The organism is Streptomyces sp. NPDC048420 (assembly GCF_040651535.1).
In the GTDB taxonomy this organism is placed as follows: Bacteria; Actinomycetota; Actinomycetes; order Streptomycetales; family Streptomycetaceae; genus Streptomyces.
In genome coordinates this window covers 215,478-238,299 of record NZ_JBEZKG010000017.1, presented here as the reverse complement: position 1 = coordinate 238,299, position 22,822 = coordinate 215,478, and the positions used below count along the sequence as shown (strand labels likewise).

18 protein-coding genes are annotated in these 22,822 nt (G+C 67.6%); 6 read left to right on the top strand and 12 right to left on the bottom strand.

Annotated elements, in window-relative coordinates; genetic code table 11:
- Positions 1-93: 93 nt before the first annotated feature.
- Together AB0D34_RS31060 and AB0D34_RS31055 are read right to left on the bottom strand one after the other, a co-directional pair.
- Complete coding sequence (locus tag AB0D34_RS31060) at positions 94-729, bottom strand: hypothetical protein (RefSeq protein WP_362667360.1); 636 nt, start codon at positions 727-729, stop codon at positions 94-96.
- A 282-nt stretch (positions 730-1,011) separates the two neighbouring features.
- A complete protein-coding gene (locus tag AB0D34_RS31055) occupies positions 1,012-1,536 on the bottom strand; it encodes a hypothetical protein (RefSeq protein ID WP_329321628.1) in 525 nt (174 codons plus the stop codon).
- 724 nt (positions 1,537-2,260) lie between these two features.
- Here AB0D34_RS31055 and AB0D34_RS31050 point away from each other — a divergent pair.
- From AB0D34_RS31050 to AB0D34_RS31040, 3 genes are all read left to right on the top strand, one after another.
- Positions 2,261-2,536, top strand: coding sequence for a class I SAM-dependent methyltransferase (locus tag AB0D34_RS31050; RefSeq protein ID WP_362667357.1), 276 nt, complete (start codon positions 2,261-2,263; stop codon positions 2,534-2,536).
- Complete coding sequence (locus AB0D34_RS31045; RefSeq protein ID WP_362667355.1) at positions 2,533-3,072, top strand: class I SAM-dependent methyltransferase; 540 nt, start codon at positions 2,533-2,535, stop codon at positions 3,070-3,072. The genes AB0D34_RS31050 and AB0D34_RS31045 overlap by 4 nt, the downstream gene beginning before the upstream one ends.
- A gap of 371 nt (positions 3,073-3,443) precedes the next feature.
- Positions 3,444-6,074, top strand: a complete 2,631-nt coding sequence (locus AB0D34_RS31040; protein WP_362667352.1) for a valine--tRNA ligase — start codon at positions 3,444-3,446, stop codon at positions 6,072-6,074.
- A gap of 64 nt (positions 6,075-6,138) precedes the next feature.
- On the opposite strand, the gene AB0D34_RS31035 is transcribed toward AB0D34_RS31040, so the two are convergent.
- The 4 genes from AB0D34_RS31035 to AB0D34_RS31020 all read right to left on the bottom strand — a co-directional run bounded on the left by AB0D34_RS31035 (position 6,139) and on the right by AB0D34_RS31020 (position 9,738).
- Complete coding sequence (locus tag AB0D34_RS31035; RefSeq protein ID WP_362667350.1) at positions 6,139-7,062, bottom strand: glycosyltransferase family 2 protein; 924 nt, start codon at positions 7,060-7,062, stop codon at positions 6,139-6,141.
- A gap of 20 nt (positions 7,063-7,082) precedes the next feature.
- A complete protein-coding gene (locus AB0D34_RS31030; RefSeq protein ID WP_362667347.1) occupies positions 7,083-7,757 on the bottom strand; it encodes a methyltransferase domain-containing protein in 675 nt (224 codons plus the stop codon).
- Between the two features lie 43 nt (positions 7,758-7,800).
- Positions 7,801-9,138, bottom strand: coding sequence for a hypothetical protein (locus tag AB0D34_RS31025; RefSeq protein WP_362667344.1), 1,338 nt, complete (start codon positions 9,136-9,138; stop codon positions 7,801-7,803).
- A gap of 327 nt (positions 9,139-9,465) precedes the next feature.
- The gene (locus tag AB0D34_RS31020) at positions 9,466-9,738 is read right to left on the bottom strand and encodes a hypothetical protein (protein WP_362667341.1); all 273 of its coding nucleotides are present in this window, start codon (positions 9,736-9,738) and stop codon (positions 9,466-9,468) included.
- 136 nt (positions 9,739-9,874) lie between these two features.
- Between AB0D34_RS31020 and AB0D34_RS31015 the strand changes: the two genes are divergently transcribed.
- Both AB0D34_RS31015 and AB0D34_RS31010 read left to right on the top strand, forming a co-directional pair.
- Positions 9,875-10,915, top strand: coding sequence for an AAA family ATPase (locus AB0D34_RS31015; protein WP_362667339.1), 1,041 nt, complete (start codon positions 9,875-9,877; stop codon positions 10,913-10,915).
- Positions 10,912-11,472 carry a guanylate kinase gene (locus AB0D34_RS31010; RefSeq protein WP_362667337.1) on the top strand — a complete coding sequence of 187 codons (561 nt, stop codon included), beginning with the start codon at positions 10,912-10,914 and terminating at the stop codon, positions 11,470-11,472. The genes AB0D34_RS31015 and AB0D34_RS31010 overlap by 4 nt, the downstream gene beginning before the upstream one ends.
- 38 nt (positions 11,473-11,510) lie before the next feature.
- Here AB0D34_RS31010 and AB0D34_RS31005 read toward each other — a convergent pair whose 3' ends face one another.
- The 6 genes from AB0D34_RS31005 to AB0D34_RS30980 all read right to left on the bottom strand — a co-directional run bounded on the left by AB0D34_RS31005 (position 11,511) and on the right by AB0D34_RS30980 (position 20,430).
- Entirely contained in the window at positions 11,511-12,368 is an 858-nt protein-coding gene (locus tag AB0D34_RS31005; RefSeq protein ID WP_362667335.1) for a DUF1932 domain-containing protein, read from the bottom strand.
- Positions 12,365-13,039, bottom strand: a complete 675-nt coding sequence (locus AB0D34_RS31000) for an HAD family hydrolase (protein ID WP_362667333.1) — start codon at positions 13,037-13,039, stop codon at positions 12,365-12,367. The genes AB0D34_RS31005 and AB0D34_RS31000 overlap by 4 nt, the downstream gene beginning before the upstream one ends.
- A gap of 134 nt (positions 13,040-13,173) precedes the next feature.
- Positions 13,174-16,545: an AAA family ATPase gene (locus AB0D34_RS30995; protein WP_362667331.1), complete on the bottom strand. Its 3,372-nt coding sequence runs from the start codon at positions 16,543-16,545 to the stop codon at positions 13,174-13,176.
- 107 nt (positions 16,546-16,652) lie between these two features.
- Positions 16,653-17,027: a hypothetical protein gene (locus AB0D34_RS30990; protein WP_093681760.1), complete on the bottom strand. Its 375-nt coding sequence runs from the start codon at positions 17,025-17,027 to the stop codon at positions 16,653-16,655.
- Positions 17,024-19,483 (bottom strand): AAA family ATPase, encoded by a 2,460-nt coding sequence (locus AB0D34_RS30985; protein ID WP_362667328.1) that lies wholly within the window; start codon positions 19,481-19,483, stop codon positions 17,024-17,026. Before AB0D34_RS30985 ends, AB0D34_RS30990 begins: the two co-directional genes overlap by 4 nt.
- Before the next feature lie 314 nt (positions 19,484-19,797).
- Positions 19,798-20,430 carry a hypothetical protein gene (locus AB0D34_RS30980; protein ID WP_362667326.1) on the bottom strand — a complete coding sequence of 211 codons (633 nt, stop codon included), beginning with the start codon at positions 20,428-20,430 and terminating at the stop codon, positions 19,798-19,800.
- Positions 20,431-20,663: 233 nt separating this feature from the next.
- Here AB0D34_RS30980 and AB0D34_RS30975 point away from each other — a divergent pair, with 233 nt between their 5' ends.
- A complete protein-coding gene (locus tag AB0D34_RS30975; RefSeq protein ID WP_362667324.1) occupies positions 20,664-22,805 on the top strand; it encodes a hypothetical protein in 2,142 nt (713 codons plus the stop codon).
- Positions 22,806-22,822: the final 17 nt, after the last annotated feature.

Genomic DNA, 22,822 nt, shown 5'->3' with positions numbered 1-22,822 from the left:
ACGCTTCTTCACCTGGAGAGTGCTTCTTTCCGTGCAGCCAACAGGACCCTCGACAAGTCCCATCGTTGCAGGTCAGGAGCACTCTCCGCTTATTTAATCAAGCATCGGACACCCACCTCGCGAAAGCGCGAGGCTAGTGACGCCCTTCGTCTCCAGCTCGCCGGCGTCCCCCACGCTTCTCTTGAGCAGGACCTTGACCAGCTCCTTGTCCTTGCCCACAGCTGCTGCGACGCCCTGAAGCAACATTCCCGGCTGCTCAGTGACGGCGTGCACCACCGATAGGCGCTCCTCCTCGAACTGGTCCGCCGGACTCATCACACCGAGCTGGTCAATGACGATGCTCTCCACTTCCCGCACCAGGTCGTCCAGGTCTTGATACTGGAAGCGGTCCCATCCCTCAACATCGCTGGGCACGTTCTTTGCCGGAGTCACAGCCGGGTTGAACCCTATGAAGGCCCTGCGCCCCATCCCGAGGGCGAGGCCATACTCCAAGGTCACATTCGGATTCCAGCCAGTGAAGTCGTAGATCCCGAACGCCGCAGAAGCGATCATCCCCCTGATCTTGTCCAGCACCGTTCCTGACGACAAGGACACCTCGGCGAACTGGAACTTCACCTGGAACCCTTTTTCAACCTCCTTGAGAGCCCTCTTGTACTCTGGTCGGCTCGGTCGAACCAAGGTCCACGGGTACGCCACGAAAATCGTCCGATGTGTTGGTGCCTCCACCATGGCTCCTCCTGTGCCGGCACCCCGATCACCAGTACGCCACGCCAGGCATGCCCGCGCACGCTGGGGGGCGTGCCGCAGGTCAGCAGCTCGTATTGAACGCCAGCGCTGAGGAAATGGCACGGAAGCTGAGATAGCTGACGGGTGCCACGGCGCGAGACGCCAGACAGAACCGCAGGTCACAGCGTCGCCGTATGACACGCGGCTTGAGAACCTACAACAGCGAAGTTAGTCGGGGGCGACTCTCTGATCTGCGGCGACTGGATTGGATGTCAAACGCCGTGGTCAGGTTCGCGCACGCGGGAGCAGGCGATCCAGCTCTTCACGGGCCCAGCGGCAGTGGTCCACACCGCAGGGGGTCAGACCACGCGCCTCTGCTTCGGACTCGAACTGCGTGTGGAACGAGTCAGGATGCCGCCCGGCACCGGAGACGCGGCCGCAGCTCATGCTGTAGTGGTAGATCTTGAGGGCAGCGCCGATGGTGGTCCGGGTCCAGACAACGGGGTCGTTCCAATGGGCCCTTAAGCTTGCCTCCCGCGCTTCGAGGGCTTGACGTTCACTGGGGATCGGGTCGAGGGCGGTAGCGAAGTCCGCGCGTGCCAGTCCTCGAACGCGCTGGCTCTCTCCGCTGTCTTGGAACAGGAGGCGGTCGGCGTCGGTCTCGTGAGTCATGCACCGCTCGCGGATAGCTTGCGCTGCCTGACTGCGCCGCCGCTCGTAGGCTTCCCGATCCGCGAGAAGCTGCTTGAGCTGGCGCCCTCGGTGTTCGTTACGCCAGACGAGTAGGTCCGAAGTACTGATGACGTCCACGGTGCTTATCCCCCTGATGCGCGTTGTGCGCGCGAGCGTACATCGCGAGCCGAGGACGGGGCCGGGAACGTCCAGGTCACAGCGTCGGTATCTGACACCGAGAACGAGAATCCACAACATGGCTGTGGGATCTCAGATGGCGTGGCCAAATCTCGCGGCCAATGGCCACCTCGTGGCCGATTGGCCACGGAACTGAGCTTTCCGGCCACTCTGTTCGCTCTGGGGATGAACGCGAGGTGGCGCAGCCGTTGCTGGAGAGTCGCTCGGCAGGGCCGAGACCATCCACGCAGTTACGAATGGCCCGGGCGGTGAGCACGGGTCCTCGCGTTTTTCAGCCGGAGCAGCGCCCGCCGGACAACCACGTGACCGCTCACTCATGAATGCCGGCACCTACTGGCCGGGCTGAACCTTCACGATGTTGATGTCGCGGTTCTACGCGCTGGGCAGGTCGTGGCTCACCGCCGACGTGCGCTTCTTACCGTCCTGTACCCACTGGACCGGGAAGTTGCTCCCCTCGCCAGCTTGGTGTGCGACGACCAGCCGCGGTTCCGCAACCTCGCATCCAGGGCTGAATGCGTGGCCCTGCCCTGGTCAGAATGGGCCGGGCACCGCGGCAGCGGCGGTGGGGCCAGACCGTCGCAGGGCTCCGAAAATCAAAGTGATCACTTCCTTGTCCCCCCTACTCTGCCGGACACCGACAGCCCCTGCTTACGAGGACGCCCCAATGACGAGCAACCCCACCGTGCGCCCTGAGATCATCGACTTCTACACCCGGTCCGACGAAGCGGCACGACTGCAGACCACCGCCACAGGCGCCCTGGAGTTCGCGCGCACCCGCGAGTTACTGCGCCGCCACCTCCCACCGGCACCGGCCCGCGTGCTCGATGTCGGCGGTGGTCCCGGAACGCACGCCCGGTGGTTGGCCGGCGACGGCTACACGGTGCATGTCGTGGACCCGTCCGCAAGCACGTCACCCAGGCAGCCGCCATCGACGGCGTGACGGCCGAGGTGGGCGACGCCGGCCGCCTCACCGCCGCGGACCGGACGTACGACGTCGTTCTGCTTCTCGGCCCGCTCTACCACCTCCACGACAAGACCGACCGGATCTCCGCGCTGACGGAGGCGGCCCGCGTGGCCCGGCCTGGCGGACTCATCGCCGCAGCGGCGATCTCCCGCTATTCACCCCTTCTCGACTACATCGCGACCACCGGTATCACCGAGTCCGCGATCCAGGACGGGGTCCGTGCCACCCTGCCCGAGGGCCGCTACGCCGGACAGCGCGGCTTCACTGTCGCCTACTTCCAGACCTCCTCCGAGCTGCGCGCGGAGGTCGCGGAGGCCGGTCTTACCGATCCCATCCTCTACGGAATCGAAGGACCCGGCTGGGTGGCGGTCAAGGCCATCGAGAAGTACACCAGCGCCAACCTCATGGGCACGGACATATACGAAGCGGCCCTCGCCGCGGCGCGCATCGCGGAACCGCACGCGGCCCTCACCGACGCCTCCGCCCACTTTCTCGCCATCACCGGGCCCTGACCGGTCTGGGGTGTCGCCTCATGACGCTGCTGAATCATGGGTGGGTCCGGGTTCCTGGGCACCGAGCTGGTCCGGCAAGCGGTATAGGCGGGGCGCACGACGGCCGCGACCTATACGACCATCCGCGGCGGTGCTCCGGATCACAGTACGCAGGCGCAGCCGAGCCAACGACGAGCCCCTCCAACTAGGTAATTCGCCACCACCTGCAGAAGGGTGGCTCCGAAGGCGGTAAGCTGAGAGTGGCCGTACGGGAGTGTTCTTGGTCACACTTGAATCGCATCCGTGCGGCCTTTTGCATGCCCTGCACCTTGTCGATCTTGAGGCGAAAAGCCAGGCAAGTGTAGGGACGCCGGGCCCATAGAATGGCCGTCGTGACCGACAACACTCAGCGCCCCGACAGCGGGCCGAACAGCGCCCCCGAACTGCCGACCCAGTACACGCCGGCCGAAGTAGAGGAGACGCTGTACGAGCGCTGGGTAGAGCGCGGTTACTTCGAGGCTGACGCGAAGAGCGACAAGCCCGCGTACACCATCGTCATCCCGCCGCCGAACGTCACCGGTTCCCTCCACCTCGGCCACGCCTTCGAGCACACGCTGATCGACGCCCTCACCCGCCGCAAGCGCATGCAGGGCTACGAGACGCTGTGGCAGCCCGGCATGGATCACGCCGGTATCGCCACCCAGAACGTCGTCGAGCGGGAGCTCGCCAAGGAAGGCAAGTCGCGCCACGACCTGGGCCGTGAGGCGTTCGTCGAGCGGGTCTGGCAGTGGAAGGCCGAGTCCGGCGGTCAGATCGCCGGGCAGATGCGGCGCCTGGGCAGCGGCGTCGCGTGGAGCCGCGACCGGTTCACCATGGACGAGGGCCTGTCCCGTGCCGTCCAGACCGTCTTCAAGAAGATGTTCGACGACGGCCTGATCTACCGCGCCGAGCGCATCATCAACTGGTGCCCGCGCTGCCTGACGGCGATCTCGGACATCGAGGTCGACTACCAGGACGACGACGGCGAGCTCGTCTCCATCAAGTACGGCGAGGGGGACGACACGGTCGTCGTCGCCACCACGCGTGCGGAGACCATGCTCGGTGACACCGCCGTCGCCGTTCACCCGGATGACGAGCGCTACAAGCACCTCGTCGGCCGGCGCATCGCGCTGCCGCTGACGGGCCGCACGATTCCCGTCGTCGCCGACACCCACGTCGACCCGGAGTTCGGCACCGGTGCCGTCAAGGTCACTCCCGCCCATGACCCCAACGACTTCGCCATCGGCCAGCGCCACGGCCTGGAGTCGCTGACCGTCATGGACGAGCGCGGAGTCATCACGGTCCACGGGCCCTTCGAGGGGCTTGACCGCTTCGAGGCGCGTTCCGCGATCGTCGCCGCGCTGCGCGCCGACGGCCGGATCGTCGCCGAGAAGCGGCCGTACGTCCACTCGGTGGGCCACTGCTCTCGCTGCAAGACGACCCTTGAGCCCCGACTGTCCCTGCAGTGGTGGGTGAAGGTCGAGACGCTCGCCAAGGCCGCCGGTGACGCGGTCCGCGACGGCCGGGTGGACATCCACCCCGCCGACCTGTCGCAGCGGTACTTCGACTGGGTCGACAACCTCAACGACTGGTGCATCTCACGGCAGTTGTGGTGGGGCCACCGCATCCCGGTCTGGCACGGCCCGAACGGCGAGACCGTGTGCGTCGGCCCCGACGAGCAGCCGCCGAGCGGCGAGGGCTGGGAGCAGGACACCGACGTCCTGGACACCTGGTTCTCGTCCGGCCTGTGGCCCTTCTCCACCCTGGGCTGGCCCGAGAAGACCGCGGACCTGGCCAAGTTCTATCCGAACTCGGCCATGGTCACCGGCTACGACCTGATGTTCTTCTGGGTCGCCCGGATGATGATGTTCGGCCTGTACGCGATGGACGGCGAGATCCCCTTCCACACCATCGCCTTCCACGGCATGGTCCGTGACGAGCACGGCAAGAAGATGTCGAAGTCGTTCGGCAACACGGTCAATCCGCTCGACTGGATGGACAAGTACGGCTCCGACGCCCTGCGCTTCACGCTCGCGCGCGGCGCCAACCCCGGCACCGACGTGCCGATCGGCGAGGACTGGGTCCAGGCGTCCCGGAACTTCGCCAACAAGATCTGGAACGCGACGCGGTTCGCGCTGATGAAGGGCGCTACGGTCGAGGGCGAGCTGCCCCCGGCCGAGCAGCTGTCGGCCACGGACCGCTGGATCCTGTCCCGGCTGAACACCGTCGTGGCCGAGGCGGACGCGCACTACGACGACTACCAATTCGCGAAGCTCGCTGATGCCCTGTACCACTTCGCGTGGGACGAAGTCTTCGACTGGTACGTCGAGCTGTCCAAGACGACGTTCATGGCCGGCGGCGACGCGGCCAGGGTCTCGGCACGCGTCCTGGGCGAGGTCCTGGACGTGACGCTGCGCCTGCTGCATCCCATCGTTCCGTTCGTGACGGAGACGCTGTGGACCACGCTCACCGGACGTGAGTCCGTTGTGATCGCCGACTGGCCGACGGACAGCGGGTTCCGCGATGCCGCGGCCGAGGCGGAGATCGAGAGCCTCCAGCAGGTGATCACCGAGGTTCGGCGCTTCCGCTCGGACCAGGGGCTGCAGCCCGGTCAGAAGGTCCCGGCTCGCCTGGACCTGTCGGGTACGCAGCTCGCTGCCCACGAGGCCGCCATCCGTCAGCTGCTGCGACTCCAGCCGGAAGGCGACGGCTTCAGTGCCACCGCGACCCTCCCGGTCGCCGGCGCCACGGTCGCGCTCGATCTGTCCGGCACGATCGACGTCGCGGCCGAGCGCAAGCGGCTGGCCAAGGATCTTGCCGCGGCCGAGAAGGAAAAGACCCAGGCGGAGGCCAAGCTCGGCAACGAGGCGTTCTTGGCGAAGGCGCCGGACAACGTGGTCGAGAAGATTCGGACCCGTCTCGCGAAAGCCGAAGGGGACATCGTCCGGCTGCAGAACCAGATCAGCAACCTGCCGCCGGCGTAGTAGCCAGAGCAGTGAAGGAAGCCCCGGACGATCGTCCGGGGCTTCCTTCATACGTTGGGCACTGCTACGGAATTCCCAAGCCCTCGAAGGGGCTCGACAGCGAGAACTGCCGCTGGCAGGCGACCTTCAGGGCCTGTTCGAGGTCGAACTCGGCCATCCGGATCAGGTCGACGAGCCGGGAAGGCTTCGAGGCGAGGACGAGACGCGTGATGTCCTCGGCCGTGTCATCGCGGTTGAAGTGGTGCCGGAACAGGTCGAGGTTCTTCGCCACCACCAGCAGGGTCATGTCGAACTCGGAGATCTCGGCGTTGGAGACCCGTCGTGTGCGCGAGTGGACCCGGTATTCGTGCAGCGGGCCGGCGATGCACACGATGTGGTTGGCCTCGCCTCTGCGGAATCGTCCGGCGAGGAGGTTCACGGCGAACGCCCAGTCCCCCCACTTCCGTACGTCCGGGTCGTAGAGACCGCCGTGAACGGCGTCATCGCGGCGGTAGACGATCGACGTGGGCACGTGATGCTTGCGCAAGACCAGTTCTTCGCGGCACGGGTAGGAGGAGATGGTGAGCCCGTCGAAGTCGCCGATCATCCGCGACATGGTGTGGACGAAGGCCACGTGCTGGTGCGTCTTGAGGAGCTTGACGGCTCGGTCCGGGTAGCTGCCGGCCTTCAGCAGCTCGGGTTCAGTGGCGAGCCGGTCGTCGGCGTCGAGCTGCATCACGTACGCGAAGGACGCGGCGTCGATGCCGGCGTTCCTGGCGGCATGGTGCCCGCTGTGCTCCTGGCGAACGATACGGACCCCGGCGCGCTCAGCGTACTGCGCGACAGCACGAAGCGTGGGCTGGTCGTCGGAGCCGTCATCAACGATCACGACTTCGTACGGGAACGTGTGGGGCTGCTGGATCAAAGACTCGACGGCCTCCAGGAGGTAGCCCCCCGAGTTGAAGCAGGGGATGACGAAGCTGATCCCCTCGGGCATGCTCGACTTCACGGCATTCTCCCTGTCCATGATCAGGCTGTCCGGTTGGCGGCGATGACGGTGGCCCGGGTCGCCTCGAAGCAGTTGCGTCCGGTTCGGCTGTCCTGTTCGGCGTGCTCGGACCACAGCACCGTGAGGTCCCAGCCGTCGTAGATCCGCTCGATGACCTGTCGGAAGGCGTCCGGTGAGTAGTCGGCCTCCCCTTCGATACGCAGCAGTCGACCGTCCGCGGACCTGCGGGTGATCCCCGTGAAGACTTCGAGGTAGTGGTAGTTCGCCCCGCGCGCGTGAGCGATCGCGCTGGCGAGGAGGGACTCGACGTCGCGTCTCGTGAGGTAATGCAGGACGTCCTTGGCGACGACGACTCCGAAGTCCTCATCGAAGGCGAAGTGTTCGGCGAGGCATTCCCGTGCTTCGATCCGGTGTGCCCAATCACTTCCGCCGTCGATCCGCTGAAGAAGCGAGTTGCTGGGGATCTGATCGACGGCTACGACTCGGAATCCTGCGCGCGCTAAGGCGATGGTGTAGGTGCCAGCCCCGTACCCCAGATCCAGCGCGGTACGTGGGGTCCCGTCTCCGATGGATTCCAGGAGCGTGTTGAACCGCTCCGAGGTGGCGGCCTGGAGGTTCTCCGCGGTGTTCCGGCCGCGTCGGATCGCGTCCGCGTAGAAGGCATGCACGGATGCCCTCGAAACTGGCTGATTCATGGGTAACTCCTCTGTGAGCTGGTTGGTTTGGAGCAGCCGGTGCCTAGAAGGGCACCGCAACCAGGCGCCCCGGGGTGAGCACCGACGAGGCGAGGGCCTCGGTGACCTGCATGGGCCGCAGATGGCTCGCGAGAGAGCTGCGCTGCTCGGAGCCGCGCAGCCAGTGCTCCATCAGCTGGCGGTTGCTGTCGCTGTGGAACAGCCCGTCGAACGACTCCTCCGACACGTACTGCTCCTCGGGGAGAAGCGCGGCGTTAGCGCGTGTGGTGACGCGGGCGAAGGCGTCGATCCCGTCCGCGCTGACGCCGCGGGGGATGTCGTAGCAGTGGACGTGAGTGGAGAACAGCGTCGAGAGCTGGGCCTCCAGATCGACGCTCGACGTGCGGCCGTTGACGTTGTAGAGGCTGTCCGGGAGTTCGCCCCAGCTCCGGATGGAGGGGGTGGTCTGCTCAAAGGACAAAGTCCCGAGCGAGATGGTCCTACCCGTCGCCGCATCCACAAGGCGGAACGCGGAGGTCACATCGGTCTCACCGAAGCGGAAGCCCGCATCCGAGTCCGCCGACCACCGCGCACCGTCGTCCTGGAACCCGCTGGCGATCGGCTGCGAGATACGCTGGTATTGGTCGATCGGAAACGCGCCGAAGGAGCTGACTTCCAGCTTGAGTTGGCGCTCGGGGAACACTTCCGCGTTGAGCGACAGGATCTGGGTCGCGAGATCCACGTAGTGGTACGCGCCGTGCATCATCATCCCGTAGCCGTACTTGTACGGGTGATCATCGCGGCTCTCGAACTCCCGCTGGAGGTTCCACACACCGCCGGCGGCCCGGAGATGGAAGGAAGTCAGGGGCGCTTCCCACCGCTCCATCCGCTCCCTGAGCGACGCAACGACCTTCTCGTTGTAGATCTGGTGGTACCGGCTCAGCGTCATCACCGAGTGCTCCGCGGGGGAGTCGGCAGCAACACCGATGAGCTCCTCCATGGTCTTCGTGATGTACGACGGCTTGAACCGGCCGTCGACAACCGGAGCCAGTACGGGTTTCTCGACCAGCGAACTGATGTGGTTCTCCACGCAGAACCGGAGGTATGCCTCGTGAGCCCGTACCTCCGTGGCGATGTACACCTTCGTCGGCACGCCGGGTACTCGCAGGCGTTGGACGGCGGCCGCAATGAGCTCTTGCGGTGTCTCCCGTACGCGGTCGCCGGAATCCGGCAGGTAGACGACTCCACGCGGCTTCACACTCGCCGCCTGTATTCGCCTGTCAATTTCCGTCCGCTGCGACTCCAGGTCGATGATGGAATAGGAGTCGATGTGGCCAGACTTGATGGCATCGCGAATGCACGGCAGGTACTTGTTGGCGACGATCTCATCGAAACCGATCACGATGAGATGATGTATGGGTATCACGGGAACACCTTCCTGCTGGTCGAATTGGATGGATGCTGTGGCCGCTTTTTGGGCGCACACCAGTAGGGGTTGAATTGCGCGATGCGTAACTGGCCCGAGCTCAACGGCTGGGTATTCTCTGCCTGCCGCCCCGTCTCCTCCGGAGCTGCTCCTCAGGGGATGACGACTTGGGGTTCCTGTGGCTGCACCAACTGCCGAGGCTGCGACGACTTCACGTGCGGATCGACGAGGTAGGGCGGCTTGGCCGCTACGAGCCCGAGGATCCCGTCCTGCGCCACTGCCTCAGGGACACAGGCAGCGTGCTCACAGCCTCAGCCCCGACAGGAACTTTGCGAGGGACGCCGTGACGTCCTGCACGAACGGCCCGACGCTGTGGGTGCCAGCGAGGTAGAGGCCGAAGACCGTACACACCACGGCGTGACCAGCTTTGAGCCCACCGCCCCGGCATGAGAAGACGATCACGATGCCGAGGATCAGCAGGACAGCAACTTCGACAGCCATCACGGAGCCCTCTTCGATCTCGTACGGATACTGGAGACCGAGGCGGGTATTCGACGACCGCGTCGGTGTGACCATGACAGCGGTCCGGACGCGCTCGGAGTATCACGAGCCGTTGCCGGAGCTGCTCATCATCGGCTCATGGTTTGTTGGTCTGACTTTTCAACATCCGCTTATACGCGCGCTCATGAGAGGCTGACCTAGGCTCCGGATCATGACCAGAGATGGGCAGGCGGTAGGCGCGGTGGGGAAGAGTCGGCCGGGCTGGCGCCCGGACAGATTGAGGCAGCAACGCGAAGCCCACGGCCTGACGTTGGAGGGCGCGGGCGAGCAGCTGCGCGAGGTGGCGCGGGCCGCCGGTCTCGCGGTGCCGGCCGCCAACTTCCAGACGCTGTGGCAGCACGAGCAGGGTGAGATCTATCCCGGGCCGCACTACCGTCGCGCGTACTGCCTGTTGTATCGCGCGACCGAGCCCGAACTCGGCTTCCGCAATGCGCTGCCCGACGAGGCCAGAAAGCTAAAGTTCACCGCGTCGGACGAGCCGCACAACGGGGCCCACGTGCTGGCCGTGGAGCGCGCGTTGCTCCAGCTCTCGCCGGGTACGGAGGAAGCCGACGGGCAGGGCGTACAGCAGCGAATCCTCGACGCCTGGAAACGCCGTCACACCGGCGGCGACCCGAACAAGCCGACACTGCTGATGGTCGGCGGCTACGCAGGCAGCGGGAAATCAGAGTTCGCCCGCTTCATATCCCAGCTCACTGGGTGGCCCGTCCTCGACAAGGATCCGATCACGCGTCCACTCGTCGAGCGCCTTCTCATAGAGATGGGCAGTGACCCCAACGACCGGCACACCGACCTCTACCGGGAGAAGGTTCGCCCGCTGGAGTATCAGTGCCTGCTGGAGACCGCGTACGCGAACGTCGACTGCGCAATCAGCACGGTCCTCAGTGCGCCATTCATCACCGAGAGCACCGACCCTCGGTGGATGGGCCGCCTGATCAATCGCTGCGAGGCGCGCGGCGTCACCGTGGCCGTCGTCTGGATTCAGTGCGACCTGGACACGATGCACGAGTACATCACCTTCCGGTCCGCCGCCCGGGACAGCTGGAAACTCCAGAACTGGGACACGTACGCCGCCGGAGTCGACCCCGAACTGCGGCCCGTCGTACCGCACTTGGTTGTCGACAACCGGCTCGGCGCCGCGATATCGCTCACGGACCAGGTGCGCCAGGTCTTCGGCACGGTGTTCCAGTGAGGCAGGGCATCCTGCTGTACGGGCCGCCGGCGGCAGGCAAGGACACGATCACGGCAGCACTGACCGAACTCGACGAGCGATACGTGCCGTTCACCCGTCTGAAGATCGGAACCGGAAAGACCCAGGGCTACCGTATGGGCACACCGGAGCAGCTGGCCGCCCTGGAAGCACTCGGCGACGTCATCTACCGCAACGACCGATACGGCAACGTCTACGTCGTCGACCGCCCCGGCCTCGACGAGGCCATGGAGGGCGGCAGGACTCCCGTCGTTCACCTCGGCCAGATGGCGGGGATGGAGCAGGTGACCGCCCTTTTCCCGGCGCATTGGGTGCGCGTTCTGTTGTGGTGCTCCAAGGAGACCACCGCCCGACGCTCACCGCAGCGGGGGGACTCAGACACGGCGGCGCGGCTGGCCGCTTGGGATGCCACTCGGGCCGACCTTGCGGATCACCCGCGGGCTCAGTGGGAACTGCGCGTGGACACGGATGCGATGGCACCAGGTGAAGCCGCACTGGGGATCGACGCCATAGTCCGCACCACGTCACCTCGCTCCTGACGGCAAAGACGTCAGCAACCCAGCCGGATGCCACCCGCTCAACTCGGGTTGTTCAGGCCCCCCTCGACGCGCAGGGCTTCCAAAGCCTCGGCGACATCCAGCCGCTCGTCTCTGTTGCCGTCCCACCGGGCGAGGGTCACGGCAGCGGCGCGCATGAGTTCGTCGGGCAACCCGGCATCAGCGAGCAGTGCCGCCGCATCCTCAAGCTCTGGGCCCCAACGCCAGGCTCGGGCAGCGGTCTTGGGGATGTAGTCGGTCTCCACGAGGTAGCTGCGGGTGCGCTTGGCCGCGATCTCCAGTAGCTCGTCCGCGACACCGTACGAGTCCGCCGCCCCGTACGCGACGGCTGCCAGCACGCGGGAGACCTTTTGGTAGCTGGAGTATGCGAGCTTGAGTGCGGAGGCTTTCCCAATGCTGTCGCCCAGGACGTGAGGCCGCACATCGGTGCCGGCGAAGAGTTCGGCGATCCGGTCGGCTTGCTTGCCTGGGCCGGACAGATAGAGCGTCGGGTACTTGCCGCCCACCGGAGGCGATCCGACCACGGCGGCGTCGACGAATGCCAACGGGGCCAGGCCGTCGGCGATACGCTGCACGCGCGATGGCGAGACGGCGTTCGCTTCAACGTAGATCGTGCCCCCGCCGGACATACAAAGCTCGGCAACCTGGGCGGCGGTCTCCTCCGCTGCGGCGGGAGGGCACAGGGAGAGCAGCACGTCGGAGCGAGAAACGAGCTCAGGCAGTGCCTCGGCTTCGAGGCCCGCATGTTCGGCCCGGCGACGGGTCGTGTCGCTGCGTCCGACGGGGCACCACAGCACGATGTGGCCGCGGGCGCGCAGCTGGGCGCCGAAGGCTGATCCCATGCTGCCGGGGTGCAGCAGCCCGATGGTGTACGTCATGTCGTGGTCCTCGTGTGGCCGGCGGAGTGCAAAAGCAGCAGGTCGACGGCGGCGCGCGCATGCGGCACCGTGTGATCCGGCCCGGGATCGTTCGGCGGCCAGGAGCGGTCGTGGCCGATCCAGATAGTGCTCAGCCCCGCGGTGCGTCCGCCGCCGATGTCGTTGACGGGGTTGTCGCCGACCATCCAGCCACCGTCGCCCAGCTCGGTGCCGCAGCGGGCCGCAGCCAGGGCGAAGTGCCGGGTCTGCGGCTTGCGCGCATCGGCCTCCCCGGAGACGAAGACACCGTCCACACGCTCGGCGATACCGGCAGCCCGCAGCTTGGCGCGCTGGATGTCCACCGCGCCGTTGGTCGCCACCCCCACTCGCCAGCCGGCCGCACGCAGCTCGTCCAAGCCGTCGAGGACCTCGGCCTGGCAAGACACCAAGGCCGCGATGTCGGTGCAGTACGCACGCCACAACTCCGCAGTCGAAATAGGTAGCCGGTACCGAGTGCGGATCACGTCAAAGGTAGACGGATAGGCCCGCTCGGCCACCATGTCTAGGACGTTCGCCTGATCTTCGTCCCCCAGTCCGTGCTGGGCGGTGAACCCTGCGGTCCAGTCGGCGAGCGCTCCCCGCCGGTCCACGAGGGTGTTGTCGAGGTCGAAGAGAACCAGAGGCGGCTGCACATCCCGCACCCTAATGCGCGGCGGTCAGCTGTGTGCTCGGGCTACAGGGAGGATCGAGTGATCCTCCCCGCTGCACTCCGCGCCGCGCATCGTTCCTCCATGCTGCCAAAGTGATCGATCTAGACCAACGGCGCCTACGCCTGCGCCGAGCCCAGGGCGGCATCCCTGTCCCGGCCGGCCCAGCTGTTGTGGGTGCGCCAGAGGAGGTGGACACCGTAGACGGCGAGCAGAGTTTCGGCGGCCCAGTCCTCGGCCGGTGGCTCGGTGAGGACCAGGTAGAGACGGTCTGCGGGGGCGGCCAGGGTGTGGTTGATCTCCAGGAGGCGGGCGGCACCCGAGCGGAGGTCGGTGTAGGCGGAGTGACCGGCGCCGAGGATCTCGTATAGGAAGTCGCCATCTTCGGCCGTGCGGCTGACGTCTACGACTTGGGATGACGTCGCCTGTTCGTCGGCCTCGAACAAGGCCGACATCAGGGCGTGGCGCACCGCTTCGTGCTTCTTGCACGTGCGGTCGGCGGCCGCGGTGGTCTCCAGCGTGTGCAGAAGATTCGTCGCGGACGGTGTCGTTACGGCGGTGTCCTCGGCGGATGCCATGGGCTCGGCTGCTTCCTGCTCGGGCTGCGGTGCGGAGGGTGTGGGTGCAGTCTCGGCTGTCGGCTCGGTCAAGGTGGTCATGCGGTGCTGAAGCGTCTCCCGGGCCTGGGCCAGAGAGGGGGACCAGTCCGTTCGCGCCAGGTTCTCGCGGAGACGACTCACGTCCAGGCTGTCGTCCTTGAGAGCGCGATTAGTTTCGGCGGCGAGGTCACGCAAGAGGTTCAGACGCTGTCTGTCGGGTGAGCCAAGCACTCGTCTTACGTCCACCCAGTCCGCCTGGTCGCGGCGGAGTACGCGGTTGGCCATGCCCTTGAGCTCGGAGAGCCGTTCACGGGCGTTCTCCGGTAGGGCGACGCCGTCGGCGGTCAGTTCGTCGAACACGCCGAGCGCCGCCAGGTAGCGCTCGGCCATCTTCGCCGAGATGGGCTGGCGTCCACGCTGGTCCGTCGTGAGCAGGCAGTGGTTCCTCTCCTGCGCGAAGACCCAGCAGTCCAGCTTCTCGCCGGGGCGGGGCGGAGTCGATCCGTGGCGAACGGTCAGGATCAGCGGGACCTTGACCGGCGGGGAGAGCGCTTTGACCTTGTAGCGGCCGCCTGTACCCCGGTCGAGAACGCGGACACGAATGTCGGTGCCGATCTCGGGGACGTCAGCGGCCGGCATCGACGGCTCGGTGGGGGTCATTCCAGGCCCGGGAGTATCGGTGGTGTCCATGAGGGCATCCGGGAGCGGGGAGGCGTGCAGGACGGTCAGGCTCTGGGTACTTCGGGTGAGGGCGACGTAGAGCTGGCGCAGCCCAGCCGGTCCGCGGTCGGCGATGGTGGCGGGTTCGACGACGAGGACGTGGTCGTACTCCATGCCCTTCGCGTGGGCGGCGGCGAGAACGGACACGGTGGCACGGTGCTCTTCGGTGAGGCCGGCGGTCTGGTCGAGATGACGATTGATCTCGTCGAGCCAGCCGGAGTCGTCGGGGACGATGACGGCCACGCGACGCAGGGTGTGTCCGTCGCTGGTGCCTACGAGCCGGATCGTCTGAGTGACGGTCTCGTCGAGCAGCGTCCACGGTTCGGCCGCCAGAGTCCGGACGCTGTCGGCGCCCGCTTCGCGCACCGCCCGCGGGTAGGGGAGCGAGGGGGAGATCGTGCGAGCCAGAGGTGCGACGAACTCCATGATTTCCGCCGGTACGCGGTAACTGGTGTTCAGTTCGGCGACGTGCCAGTCGCCGTGGTCGGACAGCAGAGTGCCGAGGCGGTCCCAGTCGGCGTAGGCATGCGGACCCGTGGCCTGGGCGAGATCGCCGAGTACGGTCATGGAGCCGTTGACCGCGATGCGTCGGCGTAGTGAGCGTGCCTGCATGGGGGTCAGGTCCTGGGCCTCGTCGATGACGATGTGCCCGTAGCGTTGTGGAGTCTCTCCGGTGATGAGGTAGCGCAGCTCCTCCAGGCAGACGCGGTCGTCGAGGGTCCAGAGGTCGGCGTCCGCCGTGGCTGCCCTCGGACGGCGAAGGGCTGCCTGCTCCTCCGGGTCGAGGACGCCGTCGGCGCAGGTGCGCAGGAGTTCGGGGGAGTCGTAGAGGCTTCGGAGGGCTTCCCTGTCACCGGGCGACTGCCAGACGCGTTCGATCAGCCGCTCGACCTGGCGGTTGCGTTCCAGGTCCCGGCGGATCGTGTCTCCTTGACTGCGGCGTGGGGCCAGAGCAACGAGTTCCTGCAGCAGTCGGTCCACGAGCAGACTGCGGAAGCGGTTGCGGCGCTCCCGGTAGGAGCCGTCGCCCTCGCGTGCCTCCTGGAGAAGGACGAGAACCTCGGAACGCGGGATACGCAGAGTGGTACTGCCAGCAGTGACCGCGAGTTCGGGCTTGGCGTCCTTGTACGTGGGCGTACTGGTGAATTCGTCGATCGCGTCGGGGCGACACTCGTGTTCCACGCGTCGGCGCAGGACGGCGGCCATGCGGTCGTCGGACTTGACCAGTCGCGCGCGTGGGGCGTCGGTGCCGAGGACATCGCCGTCCCAGAGGCGGTTCATCTGAACCGCGTTGATGTTCCGGGTGCCGAGCGTCGGGAGGACCTGGCCGACGTAGTCGAGGAAGCGCTCGTGCGGGCCGATGACCAGGACGTCCTGCGCCTTGAAGTGGTCGTTGTTGACGAGCCACGTCACGCGGTGCAGGCCGACCGCGGACTTTCCGGTGCCCGGGCCGCCCTGCACGACAAGGATGTCGGCGGGAGAACCGGTGACGAGATCCATCTGATCGCGGCGGATGGTCTCGACGATGTCCCGCATGCTGCCACTGCGGGAGCGCTGGAGCTCTCGCAGGAGGAAGTCATCGGGCGGCTGTTGTCTCTGCCGATGGAGCTGGGCGACATCGGACGGGGTAGGAGCCGGCGGGACCGCTGGCGTCTCGGACGCCGCGACCTTGGAATCGTCCTGGACCCCCACTTCGGGCACAGTGCCATCGATGACAGACGGCGTGGTGGGAGAAACGACGGAGATTTCATCGACGTACGCTTCGACGACGTTCTTCGCGCAGCGCAACTGTCTCCGCAGGAGCACTTCACCTGGCGCCTCGGGCAGGGCCTTCGCCCACTTCTCCGCCACCGGGGCGGTCCACAGCACTACGACGGTCTCGCGGGTCTCGACGTCGGAAACGGCACGGCGGCCGATGTAGAAGGTGTCCGACTCTTCGCCCAGCTGGACCTTGACGCGGCTGACGACCAGCGACGCGTCCCCGAGGCCGGCGTATTCTGCGGCCTTCTCCTCGGCGTCCTTCCGGTTGGCGACGCTGTCCTTGCCGCTGGCGGAGGCCGCGGCGATCGAGCCGCCGCTCAGTTCGGCCAGTCGCTTCTCATAGCAGTCGTAGGCGCGGTCCACCGCCTTCTGCTCTTCGGCGATGATCTCGTCGCGCATGGTGGTGCTCATGTACGTCCCCTCCCCCTGCGGCGCCCCAAGAGACGCCGCGCGCCGGGAATATGCCCGGCCCCCGGCAAAAGACTTATCAGACGCATGGGCCAACTGTGAATATTCGGTCAACGAGGCAATTCCCGTACCAGTTCGCTGACTTCCGCACGCCATGAGTGGACCTGGTCTCGGGTAGGGCCGATCTCGTACTGGTGGTAGTGGCACCCGAGGCAGAGGTGCGACCAGACGGCGTTGGCCCTGCGGGCGGTGGTCGCGGCGGTGTAGCAGCGCAGGCAGAGCATCTTCGCCCGCGTGGTGATGCCGGCCAGTCCCGGCATCGCGGCGTCGAGCGTGCGGTCGACCGCGATCTCCAGGGCGGTCCGCAGCGCTAGGGAGGCTCCACGGTGCCGACCGGCTGCCGAGGCTTCGACGCTGGGGTCGGAGAGCAACTGGTCGGCTGTCAGCAGCAGCTCGTCGATCGAAGTACTTGCGGCGCCGGTCACTTTGCCACCTCCGTCTTGCGCACCTTCTGCGTGAGCTCGCTGATCTCGGTCACGAAGCGGTGCGCGTCGGCGATGCGGGTTCCCGTGGCGTGGGCACCGCTCTGACACTGCTTGAGGAGGTCCACCGCACGCGGGCCGCAACGGGTGCGGAGCTCCCGGTAGACATCGCCGGTGCGGCCGATGTCCCCGAAGAAGGCCAGCGCGGCCATCTTCATGAGCTTGTCCGCGTCGGCCATGGCGGACTGCAGATCGTGCTCGGAGCCCCCGGAGCGGAGGTGCTGGACCCAGGCCGCCTCGACGAAGGCGTTCTCCAGCGCGATCCGGCACAGTGCGGGGAGCACGTGGGTGCGGGCCGCCTCCGGAAGACTCTCGGTACTGGCGAGAGCCCTGGCATCCGCGATCGCCTGGCGGACCGGATCGGTCACCGCCTTGACGTTCACCTTGGACGCCTTGCCCCGCTCGACCTCGAACACCGTGACCGGCAGCTCCTGGGTCGTGAAAGCGCGCTGAAGCCGGGTGTCGTGGGTGAACACGACCACCTGCCGGTGCTCGCCGAGCTCGTGCAGGACCTGGGCGAGCCCGTTGACCTTGGCCGGGTCCATGGACTGCACGGGGTCATCAATGACGATGAAGCCGAACGGGCTGTCGGCGGTGGCCGCACGGGGCAGGAACAAGGACAGCGCGAGAGAGTGCTGCTCTCCCTGGCTCATGACGCTCAGCGCCGAAGCCTCCTCCCCGTCGACGGTGACGTCCATGACAAGCTTGCGGACGTTGGCCCTTTCGCTGCCCTGGAGGCTCACCGACTGGAGGTCAATGTCGCCCTCCTGGCGAAGCTTCTCCCAGATGCGCTGGGAGTGGCCGGTGAAGCCCTCCATACGTCTCTCCCGCAGCTCCGCGGTGAGCGTCTTGACCCAGGTGCGGGCCTTCCTGACAAGGCCGAGTCGAGGCTCGGCGTCTGCCGCGGTGCGGGCCATTTCCGTCCAGCTCGCCAGGCGCGTGACGAGCTGACGCCACCGTTCGTCCCGCTTCTCCAGCTCCCGGACGGCGTTGTCCTTCACGGCGGCGCAGGCGTCGGCCAGGGTCAAGGCGGTGTCGTGGAAGCGCTGCACGAGCTGTGCCGGATCGCTGATCGCACGGCAGGCAAGCCATTCGTTCCAGGGATCGGTCAGGGCGACCGGCATCCGCTGAGGCGTCTCGATGAGGTTCTGAGCCGCCCGTGCCGCCGACCGCAGTTCGCTGCGCGCGTCCTCGGCGGTCTTCGCCTCCTGCCGGAGCAGGGCGATCTGGGCACCGGCGTCGGCGGCCCACGCGGCGTCGAGGACCCGTTCCGTGCCGCAGACCGGGCAGGACCCTTCGTCGGGATGACGGTTGCTGTGGGCCAGAGCCTTCTCCAGCAGGCCGGCGCGCTGCAACGCGTCCTCGGCCCCGCTCAGACGCACGTCCTCGACTCCGGCGAGTGCCTCGCGCAGCCGGTCCACCGCTGCTCCGACCTGCTCCAGGTCAGGTCCCCGCATGTCGACCGCGGCACGCAGTTCGGCGAGGAGACCGTCATCGTCGGAGGGCAGGCCCGCCACGAGTCCGTCCAGCGCCTCGAAGTCAGGCCGGCCCTTCGTCTCAATGGCGACGAGCGCCTGGACCGCACGCTCGTCGTCCTCGAGTGCGTATAGCGCGGCCGTGATCTCCGGCAGCTCGTTCTTCGCCGCCTTGACCGCGTCGCCCAGCGCCTTCTCCTGCAGCCCAAGGTGGTTGTACGCAGCGCTCAGATGCCCGAGTCCGAGGATTGTCGCGATGGAGTCATACATCTGGGAGGGCTTGCCGCTGATCATGCGGCCGAGGTCGACATACGACAGAAAGGGACGGTAGTCCGTCAGGGCCTGCTTCCACGCCGCCTGGTCGAGGGGGACTGAGCCGTGTCCTGGACGCCGGAACGTGCCCACGCAGTCGGTGATGTCGTGGCCGGTCCAGGCGCGAGTGAGCGTGCTCCGGCCGGAGTCGCCCTCGACCGTCAGCTTGACCTCGATCTCCGTCTTGGCGCCATCGTGCAGGTTGCGCCAGTTGCTGGTGCGCGTCGCATCCTGCCCGAGCCAGCGCATGTTCGTGCCGGTGAATGCCGTCTCGATGGCTTCGGCGATGCTGGACTTTCCCGAGCCGTTGCGGCCCACGACGAGCGTGACACCCGGGCGGGGGCTGAGGTTCAGCCAGGTCCGGGGGCCGATGCCGCGGAATCCTTCCACAGAGACGGAGTCGAGGAAGATCCGGCCGATGGGCGAGTTCCCCGGGGTCTGCGCGCTGCCGAGTGCCTCGGTCAGGAGCGCCTTCACGGGTTCGCCGAGGGGTGCAGTGGCCAGACGTGTCTCCACCAGGTCTGCGAGCGGCACGGACTCGGCGGCAGGGGCCTGTGGGGCGGGGGGCGTGGAAGGGGACGCGGCAGGCTCGTTCTGTTCCGAACTGGTCATGGGAGTGCTCCTTGATCCGGTACTTGACTGGGGAGTGGCGCAACAGCTGTGCTGCGGGGGCGCCGGGCTATCCGCTTGCGTCGGTTCCGATGAACTCGACCCCCAGAGATGTCGGAGATGACGAAGTCGACAGGGGCGGCGGTCGGTCGCCGATGACGTGCGCGCGTCGCACTTACGCCGGTGGGCGGTTCCCCGTCAGCGGTCAGCCGCCGAGGGTGTACTCGAGGCCGTCTGTTCGAAGGGCGGCCTCCGTCCGCGTGAGAGCGCCGTGACGGGACACCTCTCAGGCGGCCGGGGAGGGAGACTCCTCGACGTCAGCCGACCTTCTGCCAGTCCTGGCAGCCGCTGGTCTTGAAGTACTCGCCCTTGTTGACGGTGACGCGGCCCTGCCCCTGGATGTTGTCGTTGGCGATGATCGCGTCGAACTCGCCGGAGGCGTTCTTCAGTCGGGCCCAGTAGCAGTTGGGGACGATGCTGTCCTTCTCCGGGCCAGAGGTCCGGTAAGTGCCGGCCTGGATGTCCTCGCCCACGAGGTACTGGCCTTCGCCCGAGAAGCTGCTCGGGGGGCCGGACTTCTTCACCGGCTTCGGCTTGGCGGTGACCGTCGCCTTGACCGTCTCGGTGACAGTCACGGCCGGCTTCGGTTCACCCGCGGCGGCCTTGGTGACCGTGACGGCCGGGGCGGGACCCGAGGAGCCCGCCGTAGCGCCGGCCTCTCCGCCGCCACCGATCGCGGCACCGAAGATCAGCGCGACGAGCGCCGTCGCGCCGTGGGTGAGCCAGACCTTGCGCCGCGAAGGCGTGCGCCCGGCGGGCGGCAGGCCCGGCACCGGCGGCTGGGTGAACGTGTGCGGCGTCGCCTGCGGAGGCACCGTTGCCCAGCCGGGGCCGGGGCCCATGCCTTCCGAAGGCTGGTGGGCGGGCGGCATCGAGGACATGTCAGTCATGGGGAGACCTCCGGATCGCGACTGCGGCGAGCACCGGGTGTCGGTGCGCCGAACGAGCACCAGAGTGGGACCGGAAGGCCCGGAAATTTGTTGGAGATGCTGATAACCGGGGTTATCAGCTTTCCTCTCTTGACCTTTTCCCCTTCGCTGTAGGGTTCTGCCTGCCTCGTGGCCCGCTGATCGGCCGGTGAGGATGCCCGAACAGGACTGGTACGGAAGGGGGAGTGGAGCGAGTGACCAGCACACGCGAAGGGACCGTGTCGCCCATCGTGCCCGAGCCGTCGGCCTGGCGGATCACATATGCGGAAATCGCCACCCTCGCCCAGGTGCGTCGACCCGTCCCCACCACCTGGAGCCGCAGGCACCCCGACTTTCCCGCTCCCGTAGCCCACGAAGAAGGGCGGCCCCTGTTCGACGCCCGCGCGGTCGTCGATTGGCTGATGACGACGGGTCGCGGCAACGCCGAACCCCGCCGCCTGCAGGCCGAACTGGCCCTGTACACCCTCGCCGCCTGGCGGACGCCTGCCCTTTCCGCCTCCGTCCTGGTGGGGGCACTGACCGCGCTGATCTGCCTGCGCCAACAACTTGACGTTCCTCTCTCGGGCCAGAGCTGGGACGCGGTCCTCACCCAGGCCGACGAGCTCGATCCCGAGAACACGTACATGTCGGCCGAGTTGAAGGCCGTCCCGCAGCCGGACCGCCTCGGTCCCGAGCTGGCCGCGTTGGCCGACGAGCTGACCGAGGCCGCCTACACCCCCGCCGAGGCTTTCGACTGGGTCCTGGAGGCCCGCCGCCGCCTCGGCTCCCACGACCTGGCGGCCGACGAGCCCACCCCGGCCGTGGTACGCGCCCTCGCTGCCCTGTCCGGCGTCGACACCCTCGACGAAGGCTCCGTCGTCGCCACCCCGCACGCGCGCTCCGGCGACCTGCTCGCCGCCCTGCACGCCCGGGCCGCCGAGGACTCCGGCCACACCTACCTCGCCGCCGACCCCGACCCGGTGCGGGCTCGCCTGGTCCGCCGCCGGATGCTCGTCCGAGGCGTGAACGAGTTCGACCTCGGCGTTACCGAAGGGGAGGACCTGCCCGTCGACGACTGGGGATATCCCCATCTGCTGGTCTCCGTCCTCCCCTACGAGTCGGGGGAGAACCGCAGCCCACAGGTCGTCCTGGAACAGGTGCAGGCACTCACCGACTACCTCGACGAAGGCTCGACAGCCGTCGTTCTCGGCCCCGCCGACGTGCTCGTACGCCCGTTCCCCCGGCACAGCGAGGCCGACCGTCTACGCCGGTCCTTCCTCCGGGACGGTTTACTCAAGGCCGCGGTGAGCCTGCCCGACGGCGCGTTCCCCTACCGTCCCGGCTACCGCACCGCCCTCTGGGTGCTGGCCCGCACCTCGGCGGAACACCGCACGGGCCTGGTCCTCCTCGCCGATTACTCCGCGCAGCCGCTCACCGACACGGTCCTTGACGTGCTTGCCGAGGACATCGCCATCTGGCGCGCCGCCCCCTGGCGCGGCGACCGCCGCCACGAACCCCGCCACGCGGTGATCGTCCCCGCGAAGGACCTCGATGACCGGCCGGGCGCTGCCTTCACCACCCAGCACCGCCCGCCCATGGCCCGCTACACCCGGGGTGTCATCGAGCGTCCGGTCCGCATCAGCGCCCTGGAGCAGCGCCTGACGGAGCTGCACGAGCAAGCCCGGCAGCGCGCCGACCTGCGCACGGCACTGAGCGCCCAGGTCGTGCTGCGCCCCGACGACCAGCCCGTGCGGCGCACCACCGTCCGCCGGCTCCTCGACGACCGGCGCCTGCGCCGACGCCCCGGGCACCGTTTCGCCGACGAACACCTCACGGCGGACGGCCACTACACGGTGCTCACGCCCGACGAGGTCCTCGGCATCGCCCGCCCGGGCGGACGCCGTATCGACCGCGGGGTGCTCCTCACCGGCTACGAACACGCCCTGTTCACCGAGCCGGGCGACATCGTGGTCACCACGAGCCCTCGCTTCGGCACCTACGTCGACGAGGCGGGCCTGTCCCTGGTGGCAGCCCCGGCCCGCATCCTCCGCGTCCACCCCGACGCCGACCCGCCGGTGCTGCCGCGGGTGCTCGCGGCTCTGCTGCGGGCGGCCGCCGCCGAGTACGCGCGCACCAGTGGCGCAGTGCGGGCCTCGCGAGGCGTCGAAGACCTCCTCATCCCCGACCTGAGTAGGCACGAGGCCGAGCGCTTCGACGCCGTGCTCGCGGAGATCGAGACCCGCGCGCACCTCCTGCGGGAGCAGTCCGCCGCCCTCGACGACCTGGTCCGCCTCACCGCCGCCGGCATCGCCGACGGCACGCTCACCCTCCAGAACCTCCCCGGAACCGACGACTGAAGGAGACGGTCTGCCTC